This is a genomic window from Campylobacter canis, from assembly GCF_045504005.1.
GTDB classification, from domain to species: domain Bacteria; phylum Campylobacterota; class Campylobacteria; order Campylobacterales; family Campylobacteraceae; genus Campylobacter_A; species Campylobacter_A canis.
In genome coordinates this window covers 357,368-377,542 of the sequence record NZ_JBJJXH010000001.1, presented here as the reverse complement: position 1 = coordinate 377,542, position 20,175 = coordinate 357,368, and the positions used below count along the sequence as shown (strand labels likewise).

Below are 20,175 nucleotides of genomic sequence, written 5' to 3'. Positions count from 1 at the left end.
TATGTATTGATGTGTAAATTTGATTAGAGTGAGAAATTAAAAATTTATAAAGCAAAGGTCGCGAGATGCGACCTTTTGAATGCTAAATCATAAAAAACGCTATTATACAAACAGCTACGGCCATAGCAGGAGCCGTTCTTTTTGCAATCTCAACAGGACTTACCATGGCAAGACCGGCACAAACTATAGCAGCACCGGCTATAGGAGATGACGAGCGACCAAGAGCGCCTGCGATAGCAGCGGCCATACCTAATTTGGTTTGCTCAAATCCAAGATCTTGTGCATGCACTGTTATAGCACCGTTAAACGCCATAGTAGCAGCATCTCCCGATCCTGTAACTACCGCCATAAGATAAGGTATGAAAGTTCCGCCTAGTCTTACGAACTCTTCTGAGTGTTTTAAAACCTCGGTTATAGCATCTATCGCCCCGCAAGCTCTAAGACCTGCGACGAAAACACCAGCTGCGATGATGATACCGATAACTTCGGCATATGCGCTTCCCATACCCTTAAAGAACTCGGTTGTGATCTTTTCAGGGCTTGTCCAAGTAACAAATACCGCCAAAATAGCACCAAGAAGCATCGCCTCGGCAACACCCATCTTAGTCCAAGTTAAAAATGAAATTTTATGCAGATCGGTTCCGCCGATGATCAAGATGACAAGCGGCACTAAAGGCATAAGAGCGTATAGCAAATTTACTTTGATAGGCTCTGCGGCTACGCCGTCGTTTGCCTTATGTGAAAAATCTTGACCCTTTTGGTAGTCTTTCAACAAAAGCGCAGTTATGCTTAATATAACCAAAACCACTATAAACGCTGCCATTGCATTTGGAAACTGAACCTTGATAACATCAGGAATTGTTACCTTAGCCATCTCTGAAACGTATGCGTTGTGAGCCGAACCGGGACTTAAAACACCTCCAAAAGTTCCTGCAAACACCGCAGCTCCAGCCATCGCAGGACGAACGCCTGAGGCCATAAGAAGAGGTATCATCGTAGCACCGACCGCAGCAGAACAACCGGCTGCAGAAGGGATGGCGATATTAACGAAAAACGTTATAACAAAAGTAATAGGAACAAGCAAAAAGCCTACATTTTTCATAGGTTTTGTAAGCAACACTACAAGATGCTGATCACACTTAGTAACCTTCATAACGTAAGCAAAACCCATACTGGCACAAATAGCTTTAATTAGTCCGGCCGAAGTCATCGACTTGGTAAATTGTGCAAGCGCCTCAAGCGGCGTCAAACAAATAACGCAAAGGGTAAGACCTACACCGATCAAAACGGTTTTCGTCTCTCGCTTTTTAATAAGCAGATAAACAACTGCAACTAGACCTAAAACGGCGCATATTAGCTTAAAAGTAGCCATATTTAACCTTTCTTGTAAATTTTGTCTTCTTTGTATTTATCTATTGTTTAATTATATTCACCGTAAATTTAAATAAAAATTAAAATCTATTTAAAATGTAAAACTATTTCCCACCGCGATACTTTCTGTATCTTTTTTATACATCATCTTTAAGACGGCATCATTTCCAATAACGGTTGCACTATTGCCGGCTATCTTAAGCGCAACGCCTTCAGGAAGAGCATATATGGTGCTTTGCTGGTTTACGATTAAAAATTCTTCCAGCCTCTCTTCTCTGCTTTCACCGTTATGCCCCGCGATCTTACCGCTTATGAAGTGAGGATTTATCTGATGAGGAAACAATTTTAGCGCATCAAATAGCTTTGGCATGATTATAGGCATATCGTTTGTCGTCATTATCGTGCTTCCCGCCACATTTGCGCCTGCAGACCAGCCAAAGTAAGGCACTCCCGCCTCAACTCTTTCTCTTATCGCATCAACGAGGTCAAATTTATAAAGGTAGTGAAGTAAAACAAAGGTATTTCCTCCGCCTATAGATATCACTTTAGCATCTTTTACGGCTTGTTTTAGGTCGCTAAATTTGTGGATTGATTTTACTTTTTTGTTTTGCAAGCAGTCTTGAACCTTTAGCTCATATTCATCGTTTGTGCGTCTTACTCCCGCATAAGGGATAAAAAGTATCTCCTCATAGGCTACTCCGCACTCTTGCAAAAACTCATTTATCCAAGGTCTGCAGTGATTTAAGTATCCTGTATCCTTGTAACTTGAACTGCTTAAAAGCAAAGCTTTTTTCATGACATTCTCCTATATATAAATATGATTGGCATTCTTAGACATAATAAATAACTTATAAATTTAAAAAAATATTAAAAATAATTTTTAAAAATTTATTTTATAAAACAATATATAAACAGTGCTTAAAAAGGGGTTAAAAGCTCTAAAGCTGGTAAATATTTGTTTAATAAATTTAAGCTTAAACACCACATGGCTATTTGCACAAAGCTTTCACAGATAAATATATTGGGAATAATTTATTATCAGTAAGCTATTTTGTATTAAAAAAGTGGCTTTATTGCCTAAGTATAAATTTTAATTGTGCATAAACGTTTTAGCACGATGAATAAAATTTAAATTTATTGAGAATATCTCCTTAAATTTGACCTATTTTAAAGATTAAGGATGAGTATGTGGCGGTAAATTTTAACCAAATTATTACCGCCAATACAGTAAAACAGAAAAATTTAAAGTCTAAAATTTTGCTTTTAAATCCTCAAAAGCCTTCTCTTGGCATTCTAAAAGATTTCTTTTTTCATCTCTTGCGATATAAAGCTTGAAGATATTTTCTCCGTTTTTATCGTAAAATTGAACCGATTTTGAGAGCATACCCATAAATGTTTGAGTCACGAAAAATATCTTATCTATATCGCTTGCTTTTAAATGTCCGCCAAAATTTGACTCTTTCATACTAAAATTATAATATCCCTGAGCGTGCTGCCCGCTTGGAATTTTTGTTTTGAACTCTATTATGAAAGAAGGTGTGTTTTTAACAAACAAAACCTCTCCCCAGCCACCTATCTCGCCGATAATTTCATCAAATTTATCTCCGCCGGCGACTTTGCAAAACTCACAAGGCAAATTCAAAAGCACTTCCATCTCTTTAAGCTCAAGCTCTTTGCCGATTTCACCCAATGAAATTTTTGGATTTTTCTCGATTAGAGATTTTACTTTTTCTTTCATTTTAATCCTTTGTAAATAAAATTTCCAAAAATTATAGCATATTATTTTAATTTAGATAATAATTATCAACCAATAAAATAAAATATATTTTATACACACAAACTTAAGCAATCAAAGCTGCTATAAATCCATAAATCCCGGTTAAAAGCACCACTAAAGCTCTAAAAATAGATCTATTTCTTTTAAAATTTATCATTAAAAAAACAATGCATAAAACAAGATTAAGAAATAAAGCATTTTTGCTAAAATCACTAAAATTTAATTTATAAGCATAACTTGGCTCTTGTTTAATCTCAAAAGCGAAAAACGTCTTTTTAGCGTTCTCGTATGATTCATTGCCACTAAAGGTATATTCAAATTTATCTAAGACTTTATACTTATTATCAAGCTTATACACAGTAGTGTTGCCTTCATTTTCTATTGTTACGGTTTTACTCAAAGGCGTTATAGCAAGTTGAAATTTAGAACTCTTTGGATCATAATTTTCACTTACAAGATCAATTAATTGATACTTATCATAGCTTATCAACTTGACACCATCTCTATCTATAAGGGCTCCGTAAAATTCTTTTCTAGGATTTTCAGCCATCAGTATAAAAGAAATAGAGTCATTTTTAATACCTGTTCTTACTACAACAGGACTATTTTGTACCATTTTTAAATGATAAACCTCATATTTGTCATCTATAAGAAATACGCCTTCATCAAAAGGTTTTTTTGTGTTTGGATTTGAGTAAGCCTCTTTAAAAGGAAACTTAAATTCTAACTCTTTTAGCGCATTTGTATATCTTTGACTTATATTAGCATCTATTTTAAGCGTATCAAAACTTATAAACTCTAGCCCTTCTTTTGCGTTTCTTATGCCAAATTCATTAAATTTTAGCTTTAAATATTTTGGTTTTGACTCAAATATAGTAAAAATAGGGACTTGTTTTTGATTAAACATATCGGGCTTGATATTTAAGTTTTGAGAATTGTCCATTATCTTATCATCATTGGCCCACTCACTAAGCTCTTTTGGAAAAAGATTTTTGGAAAGCAAATATGAGTAAAATTTAAACGGCAAATTCTCCATAAACTCATCAAGGCTTATATTTTGATCTAGTCCTATCTTAAAAAATGGCTCTTTTTTCTGACGATCATATCCTTGAAGTAAAAATTTATCTAGCGTTTCAGAGTAATAAATTCGAGCAGTATCTTTACTCTCGCTAAAAACCGTATCAGTCATAAGTGGTAAAAAAACAGCAAGCAAAAGAGTAACAATCACAAAATTTATATCTTTTAAAATTTTCATTTTATATACCCTTTTTTATAATCATCAAAAGCTATTGCAGTAGAATTTGCCGCATAAATTCCACATATCCCCAAGTACAGCCACCCGAATTCATTTGCATAAAAGCTAAAAAGTGCATATATGTCAGGGTTTATTTCATAATACAAATACACACAGGCTATCATAACTATAAAATTTAGAATTACTCTTTTTCTGGCAGGCTCTATAACAAGCCCTGCGCAAAAAAGATATAAAATAAGTCCAAATACAAAATTTTGAAGCAAAGAGATATTTAAAATTTCCATTATTTCACTTGGGAAAAGTCTCATAGCGATTACATTAAATACCAAAAATTCAACCGCATAAAAAGCGGCCACAAAGAAAAATCCCGTAAATACGATATAGCATATGTTTAAAAATGTGCTTCTTGGAAAATGAAGCGAGAGCCTAAGCCTGCCGTTAATTCGCTCTCTTAAAAAGACAAATGCTGCGACAGCGACAGAAAAAGCTAAGTTAAGATCATTTAAGTGATAAAAGCTGAAGCCTTTTTTAAACAAAAAAGTAAGGTTTAAACCGAGCCCTCCAAGATCGGTAAAATTTGTTTTCAACTTAAAGCCAAGATATATCAAAAATGCACAAGACAAAACCGCAAACAGTAAATAAATTTCTTTAAATTTATAAAATTCCTTTTTTATCATTAATATCTCCCCGTAAAACCCAAAAAAGCGTCCTCGAAGCTTAATTTTATCTCTTTTGAGCCTAGAATTTCTTGATCGAAAAATCCAAAAATTTGTCTCTCGTCGCTTAGTTCGAGCATACTCTCTATGCCTTTTATAGCGCTTAAATCAATATCTTTTGCAAGGCTTAACCCTTTAAATTTGGACTTGAATTCATCAAAACTAATCTGAAGAGGCTCAAACCCTCTTCTCATGATAATCAGTTCGTTTAAGAGCCCCTCAAGGTCATTGACTATGTGAGTAGTCATCAAAACGCTCTTGTCACCGCTCTTTATAAAATCTTTAAGATAATCGATAAAAAGTCGCCTATATCCCGTATCAAGTCCAAGAGAGTAATCATCCAAAATCAACAAATCAGGATCGCTTGCAAAAATAAGCCCTAAAACAACCTGTGATCTCTGTCCGCAGGATAGAGTTGAAATTTTTTGCTTTTCATCGACTTCTAGTTTTCTAAAAAGGTCAAAAAAGCGTTCTTTTTTAAATTTCGCCTTATACTCTTGATGATAAAGCTCGTATAAATCTTTAATTCTTAGATAATCATAAGTCACATGCCCCTCATACAAAAGCCCTATCCTAGCCTTTGTTTTAGCGCTTAACTTATCACTCTCTTCCCCATATATTAGGCATTTACCGGAAGTAGGTTTCAAATTTCCCATAAGTATATTTATAGTAGTTGATTTGCCAACCCCGTTTTTACCAAGCAATCCTACTACACCGCCTTCTTTAACACTAAAATTTAAATTTTCATATATTTTTTTATTGCCAAAATATTGAGTTAAATTTTGACACTCTATTACATTCATCAAAATCCTTTAAAAATTGTTTATATCAAAAGTGATAGGAACTTTTATACTTAGATTGTAAGACGCCTTTGGAAGTGATTTTCTAGCTGATTTTACTATCTTAATCGCATGCAAATCAAGCATCTTAAAACCGCTACTTTCAATAACATTAATGTATTCAAATTCATCTTCATTAAGTTGTTTAAACTCGACTACCGTTCTGCCTTCAATCTTTCTTTCAAGGGCTCGCTTTGGATAGGTAGTGTGTTTTTTGATAGCGGCATAAATTTCGCCGTTTAAGTTTGATCCTCCATCTTGTCTACTATCCGAACTTCCGCTACTTTTACTACCTCCGATTGAATTCACATCATTATTTGCTTGTGTATTTGAGCCAACCATGGACTCAACATAAGCTTTAGTATCGGTAGGTTCATCTAATTTCTTTTCACGATTTACACAATGCTCGCAGACATGCTTTTTTTCAATTATTTTTTCCGGCTTTGGCTGTTTATTCTGCTTAATCTTTTTTATTTTCTTTTTAGGCTTAGGAGGTTGTGGCTGTGGCGTTGGCTCCTGAACAGGGCTATCATTATCTATATTTTCAGCGACAACATCTTGGGGTACATCCTCGACAACTTCATTATCAACTTCCTCCACGGGAGGTTTCATCTCTTCTACGGCATGAGAAATTTCTTCGCTCTTTGAGGCCGCTTCATAATTAGTATTTATATCGGCAATTTGAGCAAAATTTAAGCCAAAAGCTGCTTTTTGGATATCATTCTTTGATATATTGGTTTCACTGTCTTTAAAATTTCCATATACTACAAATCCTACGGCTGCGGCATGCAAGCAGAAAGATATCAAAAAAGCAAAGACTAAATTTAATCTCTTTCGCTTCAATTTTTAACCTCTGTCATAATTAAAAAATTTGATAAACCAAGCTCTTTTAAAATTTGCAAAATATCTACAAATTTTCCAAACTCGGAACGCTCATCGCCTTTAAAAAGTATAAATTTATCTTTTGGAAACTCGCTCAACCTCTCTTTAAGAACTTGCAAATCAAGCCCCTCTTCATCCAAAATTATCTCTCCGCTTGCTTTTAGTAAAATTTCAGATCTATCTTTCGGGAACTCCTTGTCCGATTTGCTTGATTTTGGAAGCTGCACCTCAACTTTGCCATATTCTATAAAACTAGCCGCACAAAGAACTATGACCAAGAGGACAAGCATAACGTCAATGAGTGGGACAACGTTTAGTTTAAAATCTTCTTTCATATCCATTATTTTATGCCGTGCAAACTTTTAAATTCATTTACTTTTTTTTGTGCCGATCTTAAGGCAAAACTATATATAACAAGGCTAGGTATAGCTACACAAAGCCCAAGAGCGGTTGCCTTTAAAGCGATGGAAAGTCCTGTCATAATAGTTGATGTCTCAAAATTTCCACTTTGTCCCATATCGTAAAATGTTATGATGATACCTATAACAGTTCCAAGAAGCCCAACATAAGGAGCGTTTGAGCCGATAACTCCTATGCAGGTTAAATTTCTTGTTACATCTGTTTCAAGCTCGTTTAAGTCTTTATAATATTCCTGTTTAAAGCGAGCGAAAAATATCGCTCGCTCAATTCCAAGTGTAAGAGCTATGAAGCTCATGGCTCCTAAAACGGAAAATATTATATAGTCTATATATTGAGTTAAAAAACTCATTATCTCTACCACTTGTAACCAACCTCAAACCAAAATTGTCTGCCTGTTTGATAAGTAACAACATCCACAAATGACATTTCAGACCTTACGAATTTATTCTCACTTCCTGCTACATTTTTTCTGTTTAAAACATTTAAGATGTCTATGTTTGCAAATAGTTTAGACTTCTTAGGCATATTCCACTCAAAGCCAAATGACGTATCCCAATTAAAAGCATTGCTAATCTTTTTGGTTTTATAAACGCTTATAAGCTCACCTTTATATTCCTCGCCTTTCTCTTCTACTAAATACTTCTGTCCGCTATCTAATCTAAAAATATTTCCCCAAGTGAGATTAATCTGAGGAAAGGATGATATAGTGGCAACTCTTAATGTCCAAGGCTTATTATAATCTTTAGACGGAAGTTCTGAATATTTTATATATTTTCCGTCAAGTTTTACCGTAGGATTTTGTGATATATCTTTCATTTCACCTCTATCTGTTGTTATATCAAGCTCATAGCTAGAGGAGTTGGTTTTATAATCGCTATAGCTAAATCCAAGCTCAAATTTATGTCTAGTTCCATGAAATTCATAAGGCATTACATTTTTAAGACTAAGTGTGTATGTGTCGCTTTTGCTCTTACCTTTATTTGTAAAAACTGTCACATTTTTTTCTTTGTACCTACTTCCGTCAGGCTTAATGCCTTCATTTTCGATTAAACTTTTTACCACTTGATCTTTTCCGTTTCTTTTGACATATTTTACCGACATATCAAAATTTGCAAAGCGCTGATTAAGACCTATGGCGATCTCATCATCGTAAGGTATTTTTAACTCTTTAAAGAAGTGTCCTTTTAGAGCATTCCAGTCAGGATCTTTTTCCCACTCACTATATATGCCTGTCCTGCCTACATTGCGCCCCTTTCTAACCCATCTTTCTTTCAGAGTGTCTCTACTTGATTGCAAAGCATAGGCAAAAGAACTACGACCATAATATCTATTGGCTCCAAAAGTTATCTGAGTGCTTTTATCTCCAAACACATCATACACAGAACTAAATCTAGGTGCAATAGTGTCTTTATTCATATAATTATCACTATCAAACCTTAAGCCAGGTCTAAGTGATAAATTTCCTATTTTCATCTCATCCTCAAGCCAAAATGAAATTTGATCTATCTTTGCAGTAGCTTTTCCCTTTTTATATTTTTCCCATATTCTTTGATAATGATTTCTACCGCCGTGAAGAGCATCCATGGAGCACCATGGATCATTTGGCAAGCATTTCTCCCCTGCTTTTAAAAAGCCAATGCTTGTTACAGTATAAAAATCTTTAGATATTCCATAAATTCCTTTGGAGTGCTTAAACTGCAAACCCGTTGCAAAATTATGCTCTATATTTAAAAATTCAATAGGTGCAAAATCTAATGTTGCGTCATAAGAAAATGTCTCTTGCTCTTGAGTGATATCACCATATCCTCCTTCATAGCTATTGGCTTTACCCCAAGGACGTTTATCACTAGGTAGCCATTGTATCCAATACTCCTTCTCAGCATCTCTTGAGCTCTCAAGCTTTGAATATCCAAAAATTTGTTTAAAGTTTAGCCAGTCAAAATCATAGTTTACATCAACCGAAGTAGTCAGACCTCCTGAATTCATAGTCTGCTTACTGTCTTTTGTCGTATTGTTATAATAAATACCGCTACTTGGAGCATAAATAATAGTAGGAGTAATGGTAAGACGATCAGTCGCAAACCATTTGGCTTTCAAAAAGAAATTCTCATTTTTTCTTATTTGAACTCTTTCTTGCTCGTAAGAGTCTTTTTTATCACTCATAAATATTGACCAATAACCTACTAGCGGTATCTTTGATCTTATTTGAGAATAGTTAAATATCATACCAAAATCATCAGTTAGAGAGCCGTCAAGCTCTAAGACATGCTTCCATTTACTAAATTTAGGCTGATTTATATGCTCAAAAGAATTTTTAAATGAATCTTTTTCAAATTTATCTATATGAAATTTTGTAAGCTTATCGCTAGTGTGAGAAGTGCTTATTTTACCGTGAAAACCTTTCTGCGGATCTCTTGTCTTGGTATCTATAACACCGCCTTGAAACCCGCCATATCTAGCGCTAACAGAGCTATCATGAACAGTAATGCTTTCAATAAGACCGCTATCTATATTTATACCTTGAGATATAGATCCTAGATCCGGCAGAATTTTCCCTGGAATGTTAGTTTGATCCTGTATTCTCTTGCCTGGATTTAAATCATTGTTTATATTTAGCCCATCAATCATAAAGTTATTTTGATAAAACTTAGCTCCGTTTATACTTATATCCTGAGGATCAATTTCACCCGAATTCTTAGATGTTATCTGAGTGTTGCCAAACTGAACATTTGGGTTTACTCTAAGTATATCCGTAAGCCCCCTATTGACTGAAGGCAAAGACTCTATAGTATCTTTTGATACTTTTGATTCACCAAGATACTTACCTTGTTTTTGTATGGTGTCTGCGCTAGACAAATTTGCAGTGACATTTAAGTCTGCAAGCTCAATATCTTTTGCGTAGCCGACTATAGACATTGCTGCAATTGAGCTCATTATAAGCATTTGCTTTTTCAAAGTTTCTCCTTTTGTTAAGATATTTTTAATTTTTAATTTCTTTAAAATTAATTGCAAAACTAATTAGTATTTGCGAAATCCCTGTCGCAAAGAAAAAATATGTAAAATCTAAAAATTTATTATCATTTAAAAACATAAGCAAAATAAACAAAAAGAAGCATAAGATAGCCCCTAAATAAAATTTCCTATCTAGTTTGGCAAGGGCTATGAAAAATATACTTAAAGTCCCAAGGATAATACTCACGCCTTCTCCTTTGCAAATTTAAATGATAGATAGATAAAAATGACAGATACCAAAGCGCAAGTAATGGAAATTTTAAAGACGGCAAAATTCGCAAAAGAGCCATTGCCAATTGAAACAACAGACACGACTATAAAAACCAAAGATGTAATCGTAGATGTAATCGCATAAGCATAACGCTTAACAAATAAAATTCCAAACAAAAAAGCAATTGCAAAAGCTGTGAAAAATGCGTAAACTTCATACTCGTATCTTAGTTTAACCTCATAAGAAATTAGCTGATTTGCTAAAAAGTATGAGCCAAGAGCAGTAAAAAGACCTATAAAAAAAGTATTGTTAAGGGTTTTAATTACGTTTTTAGCAAAATGAGAGTGTCGTTTTTTGCTCCATAAAAATACTCCGGAAGCACACATGATAAGACCAGCACAACCGAAAATAAAAAATATAAATTTAACTATACTTCCGCCAAATTCACCTATATGAAAAAGCTTCATAAAAACCGCTACAAAACTTGCTCTATCAAGTTTTCTTTCGGCAATCTCTTCAACTTGATCACCTGTCGACAAATCAAAAATTTTGGCGCTCAAACCAACTCCGCTATCGGTAAATGGTTTTTCTGAAGTAAAATTTAATTGAACATAAGCAGTATCTTTAAAATTTCTTTGAATGATAATAGTTTCAATATTTTTATTATTATTTTTACCTATTATATTTTTGATCTGCTCTATACTAGGAATAAACTTATGAGTTTTAGCAACAGTTTCTGATACGTTTTTATCCAAATTATTAGTCAAAATTTGAGTCGAAACAGAAGTTAAATTTTGCTCCGCAGAGAGCTTTGCAAGAGCTCTTTGCTTTTTACGCTCTTCATTTCTAGCCTTTGCTTTGGCATTAAAATTTTCTTGCAAATTTGCTTTATTTTCTTCTGCAACTTGCAAATAAATATCTTTTAGCATAAATCTTTCTACCAAATAAAGTCCTGAAACTGCGAGCATAAAAAATATCACAAATCCACTTACACTACTTAAAATATGCAAATCTAGCCAAGCAGATTTTTTCTTAAATTTAAAAAAATCTTTTAAAATTCTGCCGTGAATGAAGATGCCAGATATAAGAATAAATAGCATTACTACCGTTATGTATCCCATAATTTCACGTGCAGCAATCCTCTTTACAAACCACAAATCATAATGAAGAGCGCTCAAAAAAGCTCCTCCGTAAGTGGTTCTGCCTTTAAGTAGCTCTGAAGTATTTGGGTCTATTTTTACACTTTTTCTATTACGCCTATGCTCTTTCACTTTTGCATTATCTTGCCAAGACAGGCTTATATACGGAGTCAAATCACCTGGAGGTGTTATCCTCCAGATATCTGAATTTGGATGATGTTTTTTAAAATACTCAACCGCAGTATCTATATACTCGCTATTTTTATAATTAACTTCATAGTATTCAGGCTGCATAAATAAAGTTATGTCATCTCTGTAATAAGCTAACGTTCCGCTAAAAAAAATAAAAAATGCAATCCACGCAAAAACAAGACCAAAATATCTATGAAATAGTCTTAACATAATCACAGAGACACCGCCAAAACGGTTAATATAGAAGTTGCTATAAATAAAAATTTCAATCTAATCATATAAGCAAACAAAAACCATGCAGAAAAAATTATCATGAAAAGAAAGTTTGCAATAACAAGCTTTTCATTTTGTAATACGTCTAAAAAATTTGGAATTTTGACACTAAAACTATAAGCTAAATAAAAACCAAACATTATACAGGCTATAGTTCTAATCAAAAACTCCTTAACTTTTAAACGCAAAAAATACATCCTTGATTATCAAAATTAATTCTGAATTATAATTTAATATTAGTAAAAACTAACTTAATACAATTATGATATTTACTATTGATTAATGAGCTATTTTGTCTTTTTTGAAGGAATTTAATAACAGTAACCAATATAATTAAATTTTAAATTTAAATATGGCTTGCCATATCGAGATACTTATATATTCCAGCATAACTTTTGGAAAACTATACTAAAGAAACTAGAAATAAGATACAGATGACCTTATATTATGCGTCATACTTACGCTACAAATATGCTTTATAAAAATTTAGTTACTCCGGTTGAACTTGCAAATTTATTAGGTCATTCATCTACAAAAATGATTTATGATGTCTATGTAAATTACCTTAATCAAAACTTAGATGATTTTAATAGAGATATAAATATTTATGCTTAAAAATTGTCGACGGGTCGGCAGAGGGATTTTTCATTTTAAAAAAGTGCTTTGAAATGCTGTAGTTTGGGGATTAGTGGCGGACAGAAGATGGACACTGGGACACTTTTATTGCTAAGCATGATTCTTAAGCCTTTCTAAGCCCTTATTTGGGGGTTTTATTGGATATGATTTTAAAATTTTATAGCTTAAAAATCGATAATTTTCTGTAACAAAACTTCAAATTTTCTGCAACAAACATGAACACCGATAAAAACACATTTTTATGAATACTGCGATCAAAAAAAATGTCTGAATTTTTGGACATATTTTTGGCTATAATTTACACCTGCAGATAAATCTAAAATGGAACAATTAACAATATTTATAATAAGCCCTTTCCTAAATAGATAGTTTATATTTGATATAATAATCATGTAAAAACTTTATAGACAAGTGTTCTATTAAGAGATTTTGTTTTGGATTGGTTGCATCATTTTATTTGATTCAAATCAGTGTAGCTTCAAGCAAATAAATTAATGTATTGCCTGCGAAGTAGCAGTAAGACCTAAAACAACATCGTTGCCGTCCTTGCTGTCTATTTTTGATAATTCGTCTAAAACTTCACTAGCTAAGACAATCGGAACGCTCGCTTTTGGCAAGAATATAGAAGCTAAAGCACCTAAACCCTTAACAATAGGATTTACCTTATCTGTAAAATCCGCAATTTTTTCTTTATTGATTGACATTTTTACTCCTTGTCATATAAATTTAATGTATTTTCTTTGATAGCAAAAAGATACTTAACCCCACGAACAAGATAATAACCCTTTTCATCTGTAAGCTTTGCTAAATTTATTTGATAGCTTTGATTTTTATATTCAATCATAGCCTTATCAAAAAGCCACGAACCCTCTTTTATATGCCTACCCGTATTCAGATAGTGCATATCATCATACCTTTTAAAAAATTCTTTCTTAAGCTTAGGATTATTGAAATCAACACAGACTTTTTTATCTCCCTTGCCTAATAAATCACTTAAGATACTTTCTAAAATAGTCATTTTAAAACCTTTAAAACATAAAATTTAAAAGGATTTCCGACAACAACAAAACCCCTTTTAAGCCATAATGCTTGAAACCTAGTCCAATTCATCATTTAACCTTTGATATTTAATGGCGGTTAAAGCGTCTATAATAGGCTTTTTATAATCCTCGTTTATCATCTCCTTTAAAGCGATAATAAATTGGTCTAAAGCAAAATAAACCAAGCTTGAATAAGGATTAACAATATCAAGCCCGTTATCGTTGTAGTCATCTTTAACTCTTTTAACGCATTGTTTAACGAAACGATAGGGTCGCTTTTGCCTTGATACTTAAAAGATGCATTGCATACGGTGCAACCTATCGGAGCGGTTTTAAATTCATCGATATTAAATATAAGCTGTGTATCGCATTCTTTACAGCGATACTCAATTTTCATTATTTTGTTTATGTTTTTTTTCATTATTTATCCTTAAAATTTAGCCTTGATTATACAAAAAACCTGCTTAGTCTTTTTTAACCTTACTTCTGTATCTCTCTATCTCTTTGTAGTCAAATTTTAAAACAACCATACCTAAAATGCTTATTATAAATAAAACGACAAAAAAGTATGGTATAAACACAAGGGCTATTTTTAAAATTAGACTATATCTTTTATCATACGGCGATTTATAGTCTTTTGGATAAATGGCTTTAATTATAATCCATAATAAAACCAAAGAATATACATTAAGAGCAATTCCCCAAAAAATAAAATTTAACATTTTTAATCCTTTTGTGTATATTTTTTTTGAGATTATTAATACACAAGCGTTTTTGTGTATTAAAATTAATCCACTAAGCCTTTAAGCTTAGAAATCTAATGTTTGATATGATGTATTTTTTGGCTTTAAAGCCTAGTAGTAGTTTTAGGAATTTCATTGTTCAACTCCTATAAATTCTGCTATTCTGATGTCAAAATGATTTACTTCGTAAAACTCTGCAAAGCTGTTTTTTTGGCTAATTCTAAATATTGTTTTGCTTCTTTCTCGTTTGTAAAAACAGCCAAAGCCTGATAGTCTTCGCTATCTTTGTCTTTAAAGCCTGCAATTATCCAGCATGTTTTCATCATTTTTCCTTTTGTTTAATTTACCCACAAAGAAGCCTTTATGTAGATCACGAATTAGCTTCACCACAGCAGAAACATAAAGGCTTTTGTATGGGTAATGTAATAACGGGAAAGACGGCGTTTTACTTAAAACTATGCACCGCTCAAGGTAAGAGCGCTACAAGCCGATTTGACGGCAATCTCTGTCTTTTACTCATCAACTCCCTTCGGATACGAAACCCGTTTTGGTGGCGGACGGCAGGAGCTACCTGCATTTATTGAGGCTTTAAGGGCGCTCGCACATTTTAACTAAACTACATCCGCCATATAAAATTTGTGTACGATTTTTCTACCCCTGAACTACACTCTTTCAGGGCTTAAACCGAATATGTATTTATCGCCTAAATACTGACGCTTCCCGTAGCTTCTGCCTTACGTAGGCTAGGAGTGGGTCTCCTTTGTTTGGATAATGAAATATTAGCATTTCCTATTTTAAAACAACCTTAAATTAATAGGTATTGCTAATATTTTTTACAATATAATCATTTATAGCTTTTTAACAAACCGCCGAAACATATTTTTAACTTTAAATGATATAATTTAATTAACCTAGACTAAGGAGCGTACCTATGCAAGTGATACTTAAAAACGTAGATAGCTCATTTTTGCCTATCTTAGAAAGCTTTAAATCCATAATGCCTAATTTGCAGATAGAAAAAATCAAAGAGTGGGATGATAAAAGAACGCCCGAACAGATAAGCCTTGAGCTTGAAACGGCGGTCAATGATTATAAAAGCGGCGATATTTCTAAATTTCAAGGCTTTGACGAAGCAAAAAAACACGGAGAAAACACTTTAAAAAGACTAGGCGCGGACGTATGAAAATTATCTTTAGGCAAGAGTTTTTAACCGCACTTGATAGTATCTTAGAATTTATCGCTAAGGATAGCTTGGATAGAGCGGTAAAATTTCACGATGAGCTTTACGGCAAGATTTACGAATTAGGCTTTATGCCTTATAAATTCAGGCAGTCGTTAAGCTTTGATGATGAAAATATCCGTGATTTTATATTTAAGGGTTACGTTATCCCGTATCTTGTCGATAAGCAAAACGACACTATTGCCGTGCTCGGCGTATTTAAAGAAAATACGTTTAAAACACTTCAAATTTAACGCTTTCTCCACTCCCACGGGGCGATAGGCTCTTTATCAGACCACAGTCCAAATTTCTTTGACAGTGCTATTAATATTGACAAAACTATATATAAAACTATATAATCCGATAAAAAAGGAGCTGATATGCGAGATAATATAATGGTATCTTTGCCTAGCGGACTAAATGCCGAACTTGCAAGCATGGCAAAAGAATTGGGCGAAAGCAAGAGCGCATTAGTAAGACAAGCGCTTGATTATTACTTTGATGTTTTAGATCTAAAAATAGCCGAAAGCAGAGCCAAAAACAAGCAAAAGGGCAAAAGCTTAGATGAGCTTATAAAGCTAAGCGATGAGTTATAGGGTAGAGTTTGATAAAAGAGCCGAAAAGGAAATTTTAGCTCTTGAAAAAAGCGTGAGAACTTTTATACTAAGAAGCTTAAAGGAGTTTGAGGCTAACTTTAGCCCCGAATACGAAAATGAGCTTATAAAAACCGAGAAGATAAAGCATTTAAAGGGAAGCTTGTCGGGACTTTATAGACTGCGTCTTAGAAGCTTTAGAGTGATTTACGAAAAGCTTAATGATACTCTCATAATATACGTTTTGAAAGTAACGGATAGAAAAGACGCTTACAGGTAGTCGCCGTCTGATACTTTGATGACTTTACCCGAGAGGGCAAAGAGGGGGCAGACCATCACAAGGATAGCCAAACCTATTTTAAAAAAAGCATTATTGCTGTGACAGAGCATGCTTTTACTCATCTTTTATTTAAGCTACGACTAGGAGCTTTTCTAGGCTATCTTGTATCTGTTCTTTGTCGGCAAAAGGCATAGGTCTATAGCCGATGTTTAGAAGAGTGTCTTTAAACATAGCTACTCTTACCGTGTTTTTATGCACAGTATTTGTAATACCATATATTCCTTTGAACTCCGGTATTTCCAACTGCCTGCTAAACGCACGGCTAATATCCTCTTTGTTTTCTATACTACCTAAAATTGATGGGTATTCGCGTTTTTGTAATATTAGGCTAAAATCAAACCCATTGCGCTTGCTAAATTTGACGTAGTTTTTAAATTCTTTTTCCGCAAGCTCTTTCACAGCTTGTTTTATATGTTCTCTGTTTGCATTATGCGGTTTGCTTAACTTATCGTCAAACTTATAACCGACATAACGCTCAAATAGTGCGTCTATCTCTATGTCTAGCGGAGAAAAAGGGCTAAAAAGTTGTGTCCGGCTAAATCTAAAATTATCAAAATACTCCTTAGATAATGCCTGCTCTAATTCCCTTTCGTTCTTAACTTTAGCAAGAAGCTCTCCAATGTATTCGGCGGTATAGGCTAGTATTTTTCTATTTATAAAATTTGCCGAACTCATTGCTTTTATCAAAGAGTTATCTATAAGCCTAAATTTAAAATCGTAATCATCAAAAGCAACCACGCCGATATTTAAAAATTCAAGCGAAAGTTTATCCATATACCAATGAATGACTTTATATTTTGCAAAGCTCATATCATCACTCCTAAAAATCATAGCAAGGGCACGCATTGCCAAAAGTGTTATTTACTATACGCCAAGCCACAATATCTTTTATTACATCAACATACTTCAACACTTCCCACTCTTGCGGGCATTGTTCTATTATGTTATCCAATGTTTGAATTATGCTATTGTATTTTCGATTAAAATTCAATTTATTCTGGTTTTTAAACAAATAATGTCTATCTTTGGTTGCATCCCCTACAGTCCAATTCAAATACCGCTCATTTAAGACATCGCCGTTTTTGATAGCGTCATATACCCTATGGCTAAGTAAAGACAGCCCGAAGTCTATCGGCGAATATGACTTGTTTTTTGGGTCATAAAGCATATTTGGGTTGTCTGCGGTTCGGTCGGAATTCATCATAATGTTGTCGATATTAGCTATGCGTTTAATTAAACTTTTTGGCATATTGTCAATATCTGACGGTTTAAATTTTTGTGAATTTTCAATTTTTAATATACCGATATTTGTTCCTATGGAGTTATGAGCGTTGATTAAGCTTTCAGCAGAAACTTTATTGTGAAATAATTGCAAGGATTGCTCGTTAATGTCGATAAAAGCTATGTTATATTTATAAATTTTAAGCCCAAGCTCTTTCATTAGCATAAAAGCCAGAAATTCGTTAAAATTCGATATGTCTTTTTCTGCGTCCTTTTCGTGCCTAAATTTTAAAAGATACGTTTTGTTGTTGCTTGCTCGTATCCATACCGGTGCAGTTGCCCCATAGTCTGCATTTTCTAACACATCTTTTATTGTTAATCTCTCTATCATTCTTAATCAATCCTTGCTTTTCGTTAAAAGCTTATCCTCTTTTAATACTCTAACACTCTAATTCCCTAAAACCTCTTTGAGTTTATGGAGTAGCTAGCTAATCCCGTTATCGTCAAAAGTTAGCCCTTTTTGTATTTCGTAATGAATTTTGCCACAAACTTTGCCTAATATTTCACAATCATATCCGTGCTGATGTGGATAAATTTCGCCGTATATCGGGTTTAGGCTTATTAACTTGATTTTATTTTCAGGTAGAAATTCAACTCTTTTTACATAAACGACATCGACTACTCTAACGATATAAATTCCTGCTATTTTGGTAAAGTTGTCTCTGCCGTTTGCCATATCTACGATCGCTAAATCGCCCTCGTGGTATTCTGGCTGCATACTGTCGCCTACAACCTCAAAAAGCTTCAAATTTGCAGGGTTTAAGCCTTTTAAAACAGCTCTATCTACAGCCACTCTTCTTTCTTCGCTCTCAAATAGAGTTAAATCAAAAACACCCTCTGCCCCCGCATCGATACGCATTTCGGACTTAGAAAGAAAAGCAATTTCTTTAATATTTTTTCCGTCCGGTATGTATTCTGCATATTTTTCAAAATTGTTTTTAAGCTCTTTTTTTACTATTTGTTTTTTTATACTAGGGTGCGATGGGAAAAAATCAGTTACATCAATTTCTAGTATTTCAGCCATTTCTGGTATTTTGTCCAAAGATGGGGATGCCGTCTTTTTTTCTTTGCCATCTTTACCTATCTCGCCTTTTTTTGTTTCATATTGCCCGATAGTTCCTTGTGTTAACCCCATTCTGTCTGCTAATTCTTTTTGCGTTAACCCCTTTTTTAGTCTGGCTTTTTTAATTACTTCTGACAATTCCATTTTATTATCACTCCTTATATTTTAATATTTTAACAAACTAAATATTAGTAATGCCTATTAGATTAAGCTTATCTTAAAATAGGAATTGCTAATATTGCTCCTATGAAAACAGAAAAAATAACTCAAAACCAAATAGCTAAAGAGCTAAACATAACACAAGGTGCAGTCTCTGGCTGGTTTACTCGTGATAGTAAGCCGAGCAGACCGCATGCCAATCAACTTCACAAGAAGTTCGACATCAACCCTGATATATGGGATGACGACGAGCTTTTTACTCTTTCATGAAAGATAATAGCGAACGTTTCGGAGCTATAAAAATATTACGAGAGAAACACAATGATAACACCGAAGTATGACATAAGCAAATCATTCAAGTTGTCAAATGAAAACATCGCAAACATTGTTTATATTCAAAACAAAAAAGGCTTTAAAAACGATAGTGAAGTAGTGCGTATGGGCATTGATATTTTGACGGCATTAGTGAAGATGAATTTAGAAACATCGACTATGGCAAAGATATTAGAAGCGGTTGCAAATATGCAAAAACTCAAAGGAGAGTAGATGAACGAGGAAAAATTAAAAGAATTAGAAGCCAAAGAGAGAATTAGGCATTTTGATAAAACATTTATCAAAATATCCAAGAAACTAAGAGCACTTAAGGGTGACGACCAAATTAAGATGGTTAGGCTCATTATAGGCAGATTTGACTACGATGAGCGACTACAAAAGAGAAGAATTAATTGTTTTGGGTTATCTCCTGAAAAATAGTGTTATAGATTGTCGCAGCCTCTTTTGCGACATCTGTTTTACTAATAGGCGTTGAATTAGCCTCACCTGTTTCTGGGTCGTAGGTGCTTTCAGTGTAGGTTTTTAAATTTGTGTGGGCTATAACAATTTTGGTTAGCTCTAAAGCTATTTCTTTGTCGGTCATGTAAGTCCTTTAAGTTGAATTTCTTAACTTGGTCGTTTTTAAATTCTACTACCAAAGGGCTTACATGAATGTCAAATTCATTGTAACGGCTCCTTTTA

29 protein-coding genes are annotated in these 20,175 nt (G+C 33.7%); 8 read left to right on the top strand and 21 right to left on the bottom strand.

Going from position 1 to position 20,175, the window contains the following annotated elements; genetic code table 11:
- Positions 1 to 82 precede the first annotated feature (82 nt).
- From dcuC to ACHJH3_RS01880, 17 genes are all read right to left on the bottom strand, one after another.
- Positions 83 to 1,372, bottom strand: a complete 1,290-nt coding sequence (gene dcuC, locus ACHJH3_RS01960) for a C4-dicarboxylate transporter DcuC (RefSeq protein WP_407063354.1) — start codon at positions 1,370 to 1,372, stop codon at positions 83 to 85.
- 90 nt (positions 1,373 to 1,462) lie between these two features.
- Positions 1,463 to 2,167, bottom strand: a complete 705-nt coding sequence (pepE, locus tag ACHJH3_RS01955) for a dipeptidase PepE (RefSeq protein ID WP_407063353.1) — start codon at positions 2,165 to 2,167, stop codon at positions 1,463 to 1,465.
- A 453-nt stretch (positions 2,168 to 2,620) separates the two neighbouring features.
- A complete protein-coding gene (gene hutX / locus ACHJH3_RS01950; RefSeq protein WP_407063352.1) occupies positions 2,621 to 3,109 on the bottom strand; it encodes a heme utilization cystosolic carrier protein HutX in 489 nt (162 codons plus the stop codon).
- Between the two features lie 103 nt (positions 3,110 to 3,212).
- Complete coding sequence (locus ACHJH3_RS01945) at positions 3,213 to 4,403, bottom strand: DUF4857 domain-containing protein (protein ID WP_407063351.1); 1,191 nt, start codon at positions 4,401 to 4,403, stop codon at positions 3,213 to 3,215.
- A complete protein-coding gene (locus ACHJH3_RS01940) occupies positions 4,400 to 5,080 on the bottom strand; it encodes a hypothetical protein (protein WP_407063350.1) in 681 nt (226 codons plus the stop codon). The genes ACHJH3_RS01945 and ACHJH3_RS01940 overlap by 4 nt, the downstream gene beginning before the upstream one ends.
- The gene (locus ACHJH3_RS01935) at positions 5,080 to 5,922 is read right to left on the bottom strand and encodes an ATP-binding cassette domain-containing protein (RefSeq protein WP_407063349.1); all 843 of its coding nucleotides are present in this window, start codon (positions 5,920 to 5,922) and stop codon (positions 5,080 to 5,082) included. The genes ACHJH3_RS01940 and ACHJH3_RS01935 overlap by 1 nt, the downstream gene beginning before the upstream one ends.
- Before the next feature lie 9 nt (positions 5,923 to 5,931).
- Positions 5,932 to 6,801: an energy transducer TonB gene (locus ACHJH3_RS01930; RefSeq protein ID WP_407063348.1), complete on the bottom strand. Its 870-nt coding sequence runs from the start codon at positions 6,799 to 6,801 to the stop codon at positions 5,932 to 5,934.
- Positions 6,798 to 7,181 (bottom strand): ExbD/TolR family protein, encoded by a 384-nt coding sequence (locus ACHJH3_RS01925; protein WP_407063347.1) that lies wholly within the window; start codon positions 7,179 to 7,181, stop codon positions 6,798 to 6,800. The genes ACHJH3_RS01930 and ACHJH3_RS01925 overlap by 4 nt, the downstream gene beginning before the upstream one ends.
- A complete protein-coding gene (exbB, locus tag ACHJH3_RS01920) occupies positions 7,181 to 7,609 on the bottom strand; it encodes a TonB-system energizer ExbB (protein WP_407063346.1) in 429 nt (142 codons plus the stop codon). The genes ACHJH3_RS01925 and exbB overlap by 1 nt, the downstream gene beginning before the upstream one ends.
- 5 nt (positions 7,610 to 7,614) lie before the next feature.
- Positions 7,615 to 10,215 carry a TonB-dependent receptor plug domain-containing protein gene (locus ACHJH3_RS01915; RefSeq protein ID WP_407063345.1) on the bottom strand — a complete coding sequence of 867 codons (2,601 nt, stop codon included), beginning with the start codon at positions 10,213 to 10,215 and terminating at the stop codon, positions 7,615 to 7,617.
- Positions 10,216 to 10,240: 25 nt separating this feature from the next.
- Positions 10,241 to 10,459 carry a hypothetical protein gene (locus ACHJH3_RS01910; RefSeq protein WP_407063344.1) on the bottom strand — a complete coding sequence of 73 codons (219 nt, stop codon included), beginning with the start codon at positions 10,457 to 10,459 and terminating at the stop codon, positions 10,241 to 10,243.
- On the bottom strand, positions 10,456 to 12,024 hold the full coding sequence (locus tag ACHJH3_RS01905) for a PepSY-associated TM helix domain-containing protein (protein ID WP_407063379.1): 1,569 nt from the start codon (positions 12,022 to 12,024) through the stop codon (positions 10,456 to 10,458). The genes ACHJH3_RS01910 and ACHJH3_RS01905 overlap by 4 nt, the downstream gene beginning before the upstream one ends.
- 1,190 nt (positions 12,025 to 13,214) lie before the next feature.
- On the bottom strand, positions 13,215 to 13,427 hold the full coding sequence (locus tag ACHJH3_RS01900; protein WP_407063343.1) for a hypothetical protein: 213 nt from the start codon (positions 13,425 to 13,427) through the stop codon (positions 13,215 to 13,217).
- Positions 13,428 to 13,429: 2 nt separating this feature from the next.
- On the bottom strand, positions 13,430 to 13,741 hold the full coding sequence (locus ACHJH3_RS01895) for a hypothetical protein (RefSeq protein ID WP_407063342.1): 312 nt from the start codon (positions 13,739 to 13,741) through the stop codon (positions 13,430 to 13,432).
- 188 nt (positions 13,742 to 13,929) lie between these two features.
- Positions 13,930 to 14,184 carry a hypothetical protein gene (locus ACHJH3_RS01890; protein ID WP_407063341.1) on the bottom strand — a complete coding sequence of 85 codons (255 nt, stop codon included), beginning with the start codon at positions 14,182 to 14,184 and terminating at the stop codon, positions 13,930 to 13,932.
- A gap of 43 nt (positions 14,185 to 14,227) precedes the next feature.
- On the bottom strand, positions 14,228 to 14,485 hold the full coding sequence (locus tag ACHJH3_RS01885; protein ID WP_407063340.1) for a hypothetical protein: 258 nt from the start codon (positions 14,483 to 14,485) through the stop codon (positions 14,228 to 14,230).
- Positions 14,486 to 14,685: 200 nt separating this feature from the next.
- Positions 14,686 to 14,829: a hypothetical protein gene (locus tag ACHJH3_RS01880; protein WP_407063339.1), complete on the bottom strand. Its 144-nt coding sequence runs from the start codon at positions 14,827 to 14,829 to the stop codon at positions 14,686 to 14,688.
- Between the two features lie 90 nt (positions 14,830 to 14,919).
- Between ACHJH3_RS01880 and ACHJH3_RS01875 the strand changes: the two genes are divergently transcribed.
- From ACHJH3_RS01875 to ACHJH3_RS01855, 5 genes are all read left to right on the top strand, one after another.
- The gene (locus tag ACHJH3_RS01875) at positions 14,920 to 15,090 is read left to right on the top strand and encodes a hypothetical protein (protein ID WP_407063338.1); all 171 of its coding nucleotides are present in this window, start codon (positions 14,920 to 14,922) and stop codon (positions 15,088 to 15,090) included.
- A gap of 347 nt (positions 15,091 to 15,437) precedes the next feature.
- Entirely contained in the window at positions 15,438 to 15,689 is a 252-nt protein-coding gene (locus ACHJH3_RS01870; RefSeq protein WP_407063337.1) for a hypothetical protein, read from the top strand.
- A complete protein-coding gene (locus tag ACHJH3_RS01865; RefSeq protein ID WP_407063336.1) occupies positions 15,686 to 15,979 on the top strand; it encodes a type II toxin-antitoxin system RelE/ParE family toxin in 294 nt (97 codons plus the stop codon). The genes ACHJH3_RS01870 and ACHJH3_RS01865 overlap by 4 nt, the downstream gene beginning before the upstream one ends.
- A 126-nt stretch (positions 15,980 to 16,105) precedes the next feature.
- Positions 16,106 to 16,321, top strand: a complete 216-nt coding sequence (locus tag ACHJH3_RS01860) for a ribbon-helix-helix protein, CopG family (protein WP_407063335.1) — start codon at positions 16,106 to 16,108, stop codon at positions 16,319 to 16,321.
- Entirely contained in the window at positions 16,311 to 16,598 is a 288-nt protein-coding gene (locus ACHJH3_RS01855) for a type II toxin-antitoxin system RelE family toxin (RefSeq protein WP_407063334.1), read from the top strand. Before ACHJH3_RS01860 ends, ACHJH3_RS01855 begins: the two co-directional genes overlap by 11 nt.
- Positions 16,599 to 16,727: 129 nt before the next feature.
- Here the strand turns inward: ACHJH3_RS01855 and ACHJH3_RS01850 are convergent, their stop codons facing one another.
- From ACHJH3_RS01850 to ACHJH3_RS01840, 3 genes are all read right to left on the bottom strand, one after another.
- Positions 16,728 to 17,468: a hypothetical protein gene (locus ACHJH3_RS01850; RefSeq protein ID WP_407063333.1), complete on the bottom strand. Its 741-nt coding sequence runs from the start codon at positions 17,466 to 17,468 to the stop codon at positions 16,728 to 16,730.
- Between the two features lie 10 nt (positions 17,469 to 17,478).
- Complete coding sequence (locus ACHJH3_RS01845) at positions 17,479 to 18,270, bottom strand: HipA family kinase (protein ID WP_407063332.1); 792 nt, start codon at positions 18,268 to 18,270, stop codon at positions 17,479 to 17,481.
- Positions 18,271 to 18,363: 93 nt separating this feature from the next.
- A complete protein-coding gene (locus ACHJH3_RS01840; RefSeq protein ID WP_407063331.1) occupies positions 18,364 to 19,146 on the bottom strand; it encodes an XRE family transcriptional regulator in 783 nt (260 codons plus the stop codon).
- A 102-nt stretch (positions 19,147 to 19,248) separates the two neighbouring features.
- Between ACHJH3_RS01840 and ACHJH3_RS01835 the strand changes: the two genes are divergently transcribed.
- Genes ACHJH3_RS01835 through ACHJH3_RS01825 form a run of 3 tightly spaced genes read left to right on the top strand, consistent with a single transcriptional unit; the run spans position 19,249 to position 19,914 of the window.
- Positions 19,249 to 19,431: a helix-turn-helix domain-containing protein gene (locus tag ACHJH3_RS01835; protein WP_407063330.1), complete on the top strand. Its 183-nt coding sequence runs from the start codon at positions 19,249 to 19,251 to the stop codon at positions 19,429 to 19,431.
- Between the two features lie 51 nt (positions 19,432 to 19,482).
- Complete coding sequence (locus tag ACHJH3_RS01830) at positions 19,483 to 19,707, top strand: hypothetical protein (protein ID WP_407063329.1); 225 nt, start codon at positions 19,483 to 19,485, stop codon at positions 19,705 to 19,707.
- Complete coding sequence (locus tag ACHJH3_RS01825; RefSeq protein ID WP_407063328.1) at positions 19,708 to 19,914, top strand: hypothetical protein; 207 nt, start codon at positions 19,708 to 19,710, stop codon at positions 19,912 to 19,914.
- Here ACHJH3_RS01825 and ACHJH3_RS01820 read toward each other — a convergent pair.
- Positions 19,883 to 20,077 carry a hypothetical protein gene (locus ACHJH3_RS01820; protein WP_407063327.1) on the bottom strand — a complete coding sequence of 65 codons (195 nt, stop codon included), beginning with the start codon at positions 20,075 to 20,077 and terminating at the stop codon, positions 19,883 to 19,885. The genes ACHJH3_RS01825 and ACHJH3_RS01820 overlap by 32 nt on opposite strands.
- Positions 20,078 to 20,175: the final 98 nt, after the last annotated feature.

Coding starts and splice junctions, on each gene's coding strand:
- ACHJH3_RS01945 (WP_407063351.1), bottom strand. CDS start 4,403: ATGAAAATTTTAAAAGATATAAATTTTGTGATTGTTACTCTTTTGCTT.
- dcuC (WP_407063354.1), bottom strand. CDS start 1,372: ATGGCTACTTTTAAGCTAATATGCGCCGTTTTAGGTCTAGTTGCAGTT.
- ACHJH3_RS01935 (WP_407063349.1), bottom strand. CDS start 5,922: ATGAATGTAATAGAGTGTCAAAATTTAACTCAATATTTTGGCAATAAA.
- hutX (WP_407063352.1), bottom strand. CDS start 3,109: ATGAAAGAAAAAGTAAAATCTCTAATCGAGAAAAATCCAAAAATTTCA.
- ACHJH3_RS01905 (WP_407063379.1), bottom strand. CDS start 12,024: ATGTTAAGACTATTTCATAGATATTTTGGTCTTGTTTTTGCGTGGATT.
- ACHJH3_RS01830 (WP_407063329.1), top strand. CDS start 19,483: ATGATAACACCGAAGTATGACATAAGCAAATCATTCAAGTTGTCAAAT.
- ACHJH3_RS01885 (WP_407063340.1), bottom strand. CDS start 14,485: ATGTTAAATTTTATTTTTTGGGGAATTGCTCTTAATGTATATTCTTTG.
- ACHJH3_RS01835 (WP_407063330.1), top strand. CDS start 19,249: ATGAAAACAGAAAAAATAACTCAAAACCAAATAGCTAAAGAGCTAAAC.
- ACHJH3_RS01850 (WP_407063333.1), bottom strand. CDS start 17,468: ATGAGCTTTGCAAAATATAAAGTCATTCATTGGTATATGGATAAACTT.
- ACHJH3_RS01940 (WP_407063350.1), bottom strand. CDS start 5,080: ATGATAAAAAAGGAATTTTATAAATTTAAAGAAATTTATTTACTGTTT.
- ACHJH3_RS01880 (WP_407063339.1), bottom strand. CDS start 14,829: ATGAAAACATGCTGGATAATTGCAGGCTTTAAAGACAAAGATAGCGAA.
- pepE (WP_407063353.1), bottom strand. CDS start 2,167: ATGAAAAAAGCTTTGCTTTTAAGCAGTTCAAGTTACAAGGATACAGGA.
- ACHJH3_RS01845 (WP_407063332.1), bottom strand. CDS start 18,270: ATGATAGAGAGATTAACAATAAAAGATGTGTTAGAAAATGCAGACTAT.
- ACHJH3_RS01900 (WP_407063343.1), bottom strand. CDS start 13,427: ATGTCAATCAATAAAGAAAAAATTGCGGATTTTACAGATAAGGTAAAT.
- exbB (WP_407063346.1), bottom strand. CDS start 7,609: ATGAGTTTTTTAACTCAATATATAGACTATATAATATTTTCCGTTTTA.
- ACHJH3_RS01840 (WP_407063331.1), bottom strand. CDS start 19,146: ATGGAATTGTCAGAAGTAATTAAAAAAGCCAGACTAAAAAAGGGGTTA.
- ACHJH3_RS01890 (WP_407063341.1), bottom strand. CDS start 14,184: ATGAAAAAAAACATAAACAAAATAATGAAAATTGAGTATCGCTGTAAA.
- ACHJH3_RS01855 (WP_407063334.1), top strand. CDS start 16,311: ATGAGTTATAGGGTAGAGTTTGATAAAAGAGCCGAAAAGGAAATTTTA.
- ACHJH3_RS01865 (WP_407063336.1), top strand. CDS start 15,686: ATGAAAATTATCTTTAGGCAAGAGTTTTTAACCGCACTTGATAGTATC.
- ACHJH3_RS01895 (WP_407063342.1), bottom strand. CDS start 13,741: ATGACTATTTTAGAAAGTATCTTAAGTGATTTATTAGGCAAGGGAGAT.
- ACHJH3_RS01860 (WP_407063335.1), top strand. CDS start 16,106: ATGCGAGATAATATAATGGTATCTTTGCCTAGCGGACTAAATGCCGAA.
- ACHJH3_RS01875 (WP_407063338.1), top strand. CDS start 14,920: ATGGGTAATGTAATAACGGGAAAGACGGCGTTTTACTTAAAACTATGC.
- ACHJH3_RS01825 (WP_407063328.1), top strand. CDS start 19,708: ATGAACGAGGAAAAATTAAAAGAATTAGAAGCCAAAGAGAGAATTAGG.
- ACHJH3_RS01820 (WP_407063327.1), bottom strand. CDS start 20,077: ATGACCGACAAAGAAATAGCTTTAGAGCTAACCAAAATTGTTATAGCC.
- ACHJH3_RS01870 (WP_407063337.1), top strand. CDS start 15,438: ATGCAAGTGATACTTAAAAACGTAGATAGCTCATTTTTGCCTATCTTA.
- ACHJH3_RS01925 (WP_407063347.1), bottom strand. CDS start 7,181: ATGGATATGAAAGAAGATTTTAAACTAAACGTTGTCCCACTCATTGAC.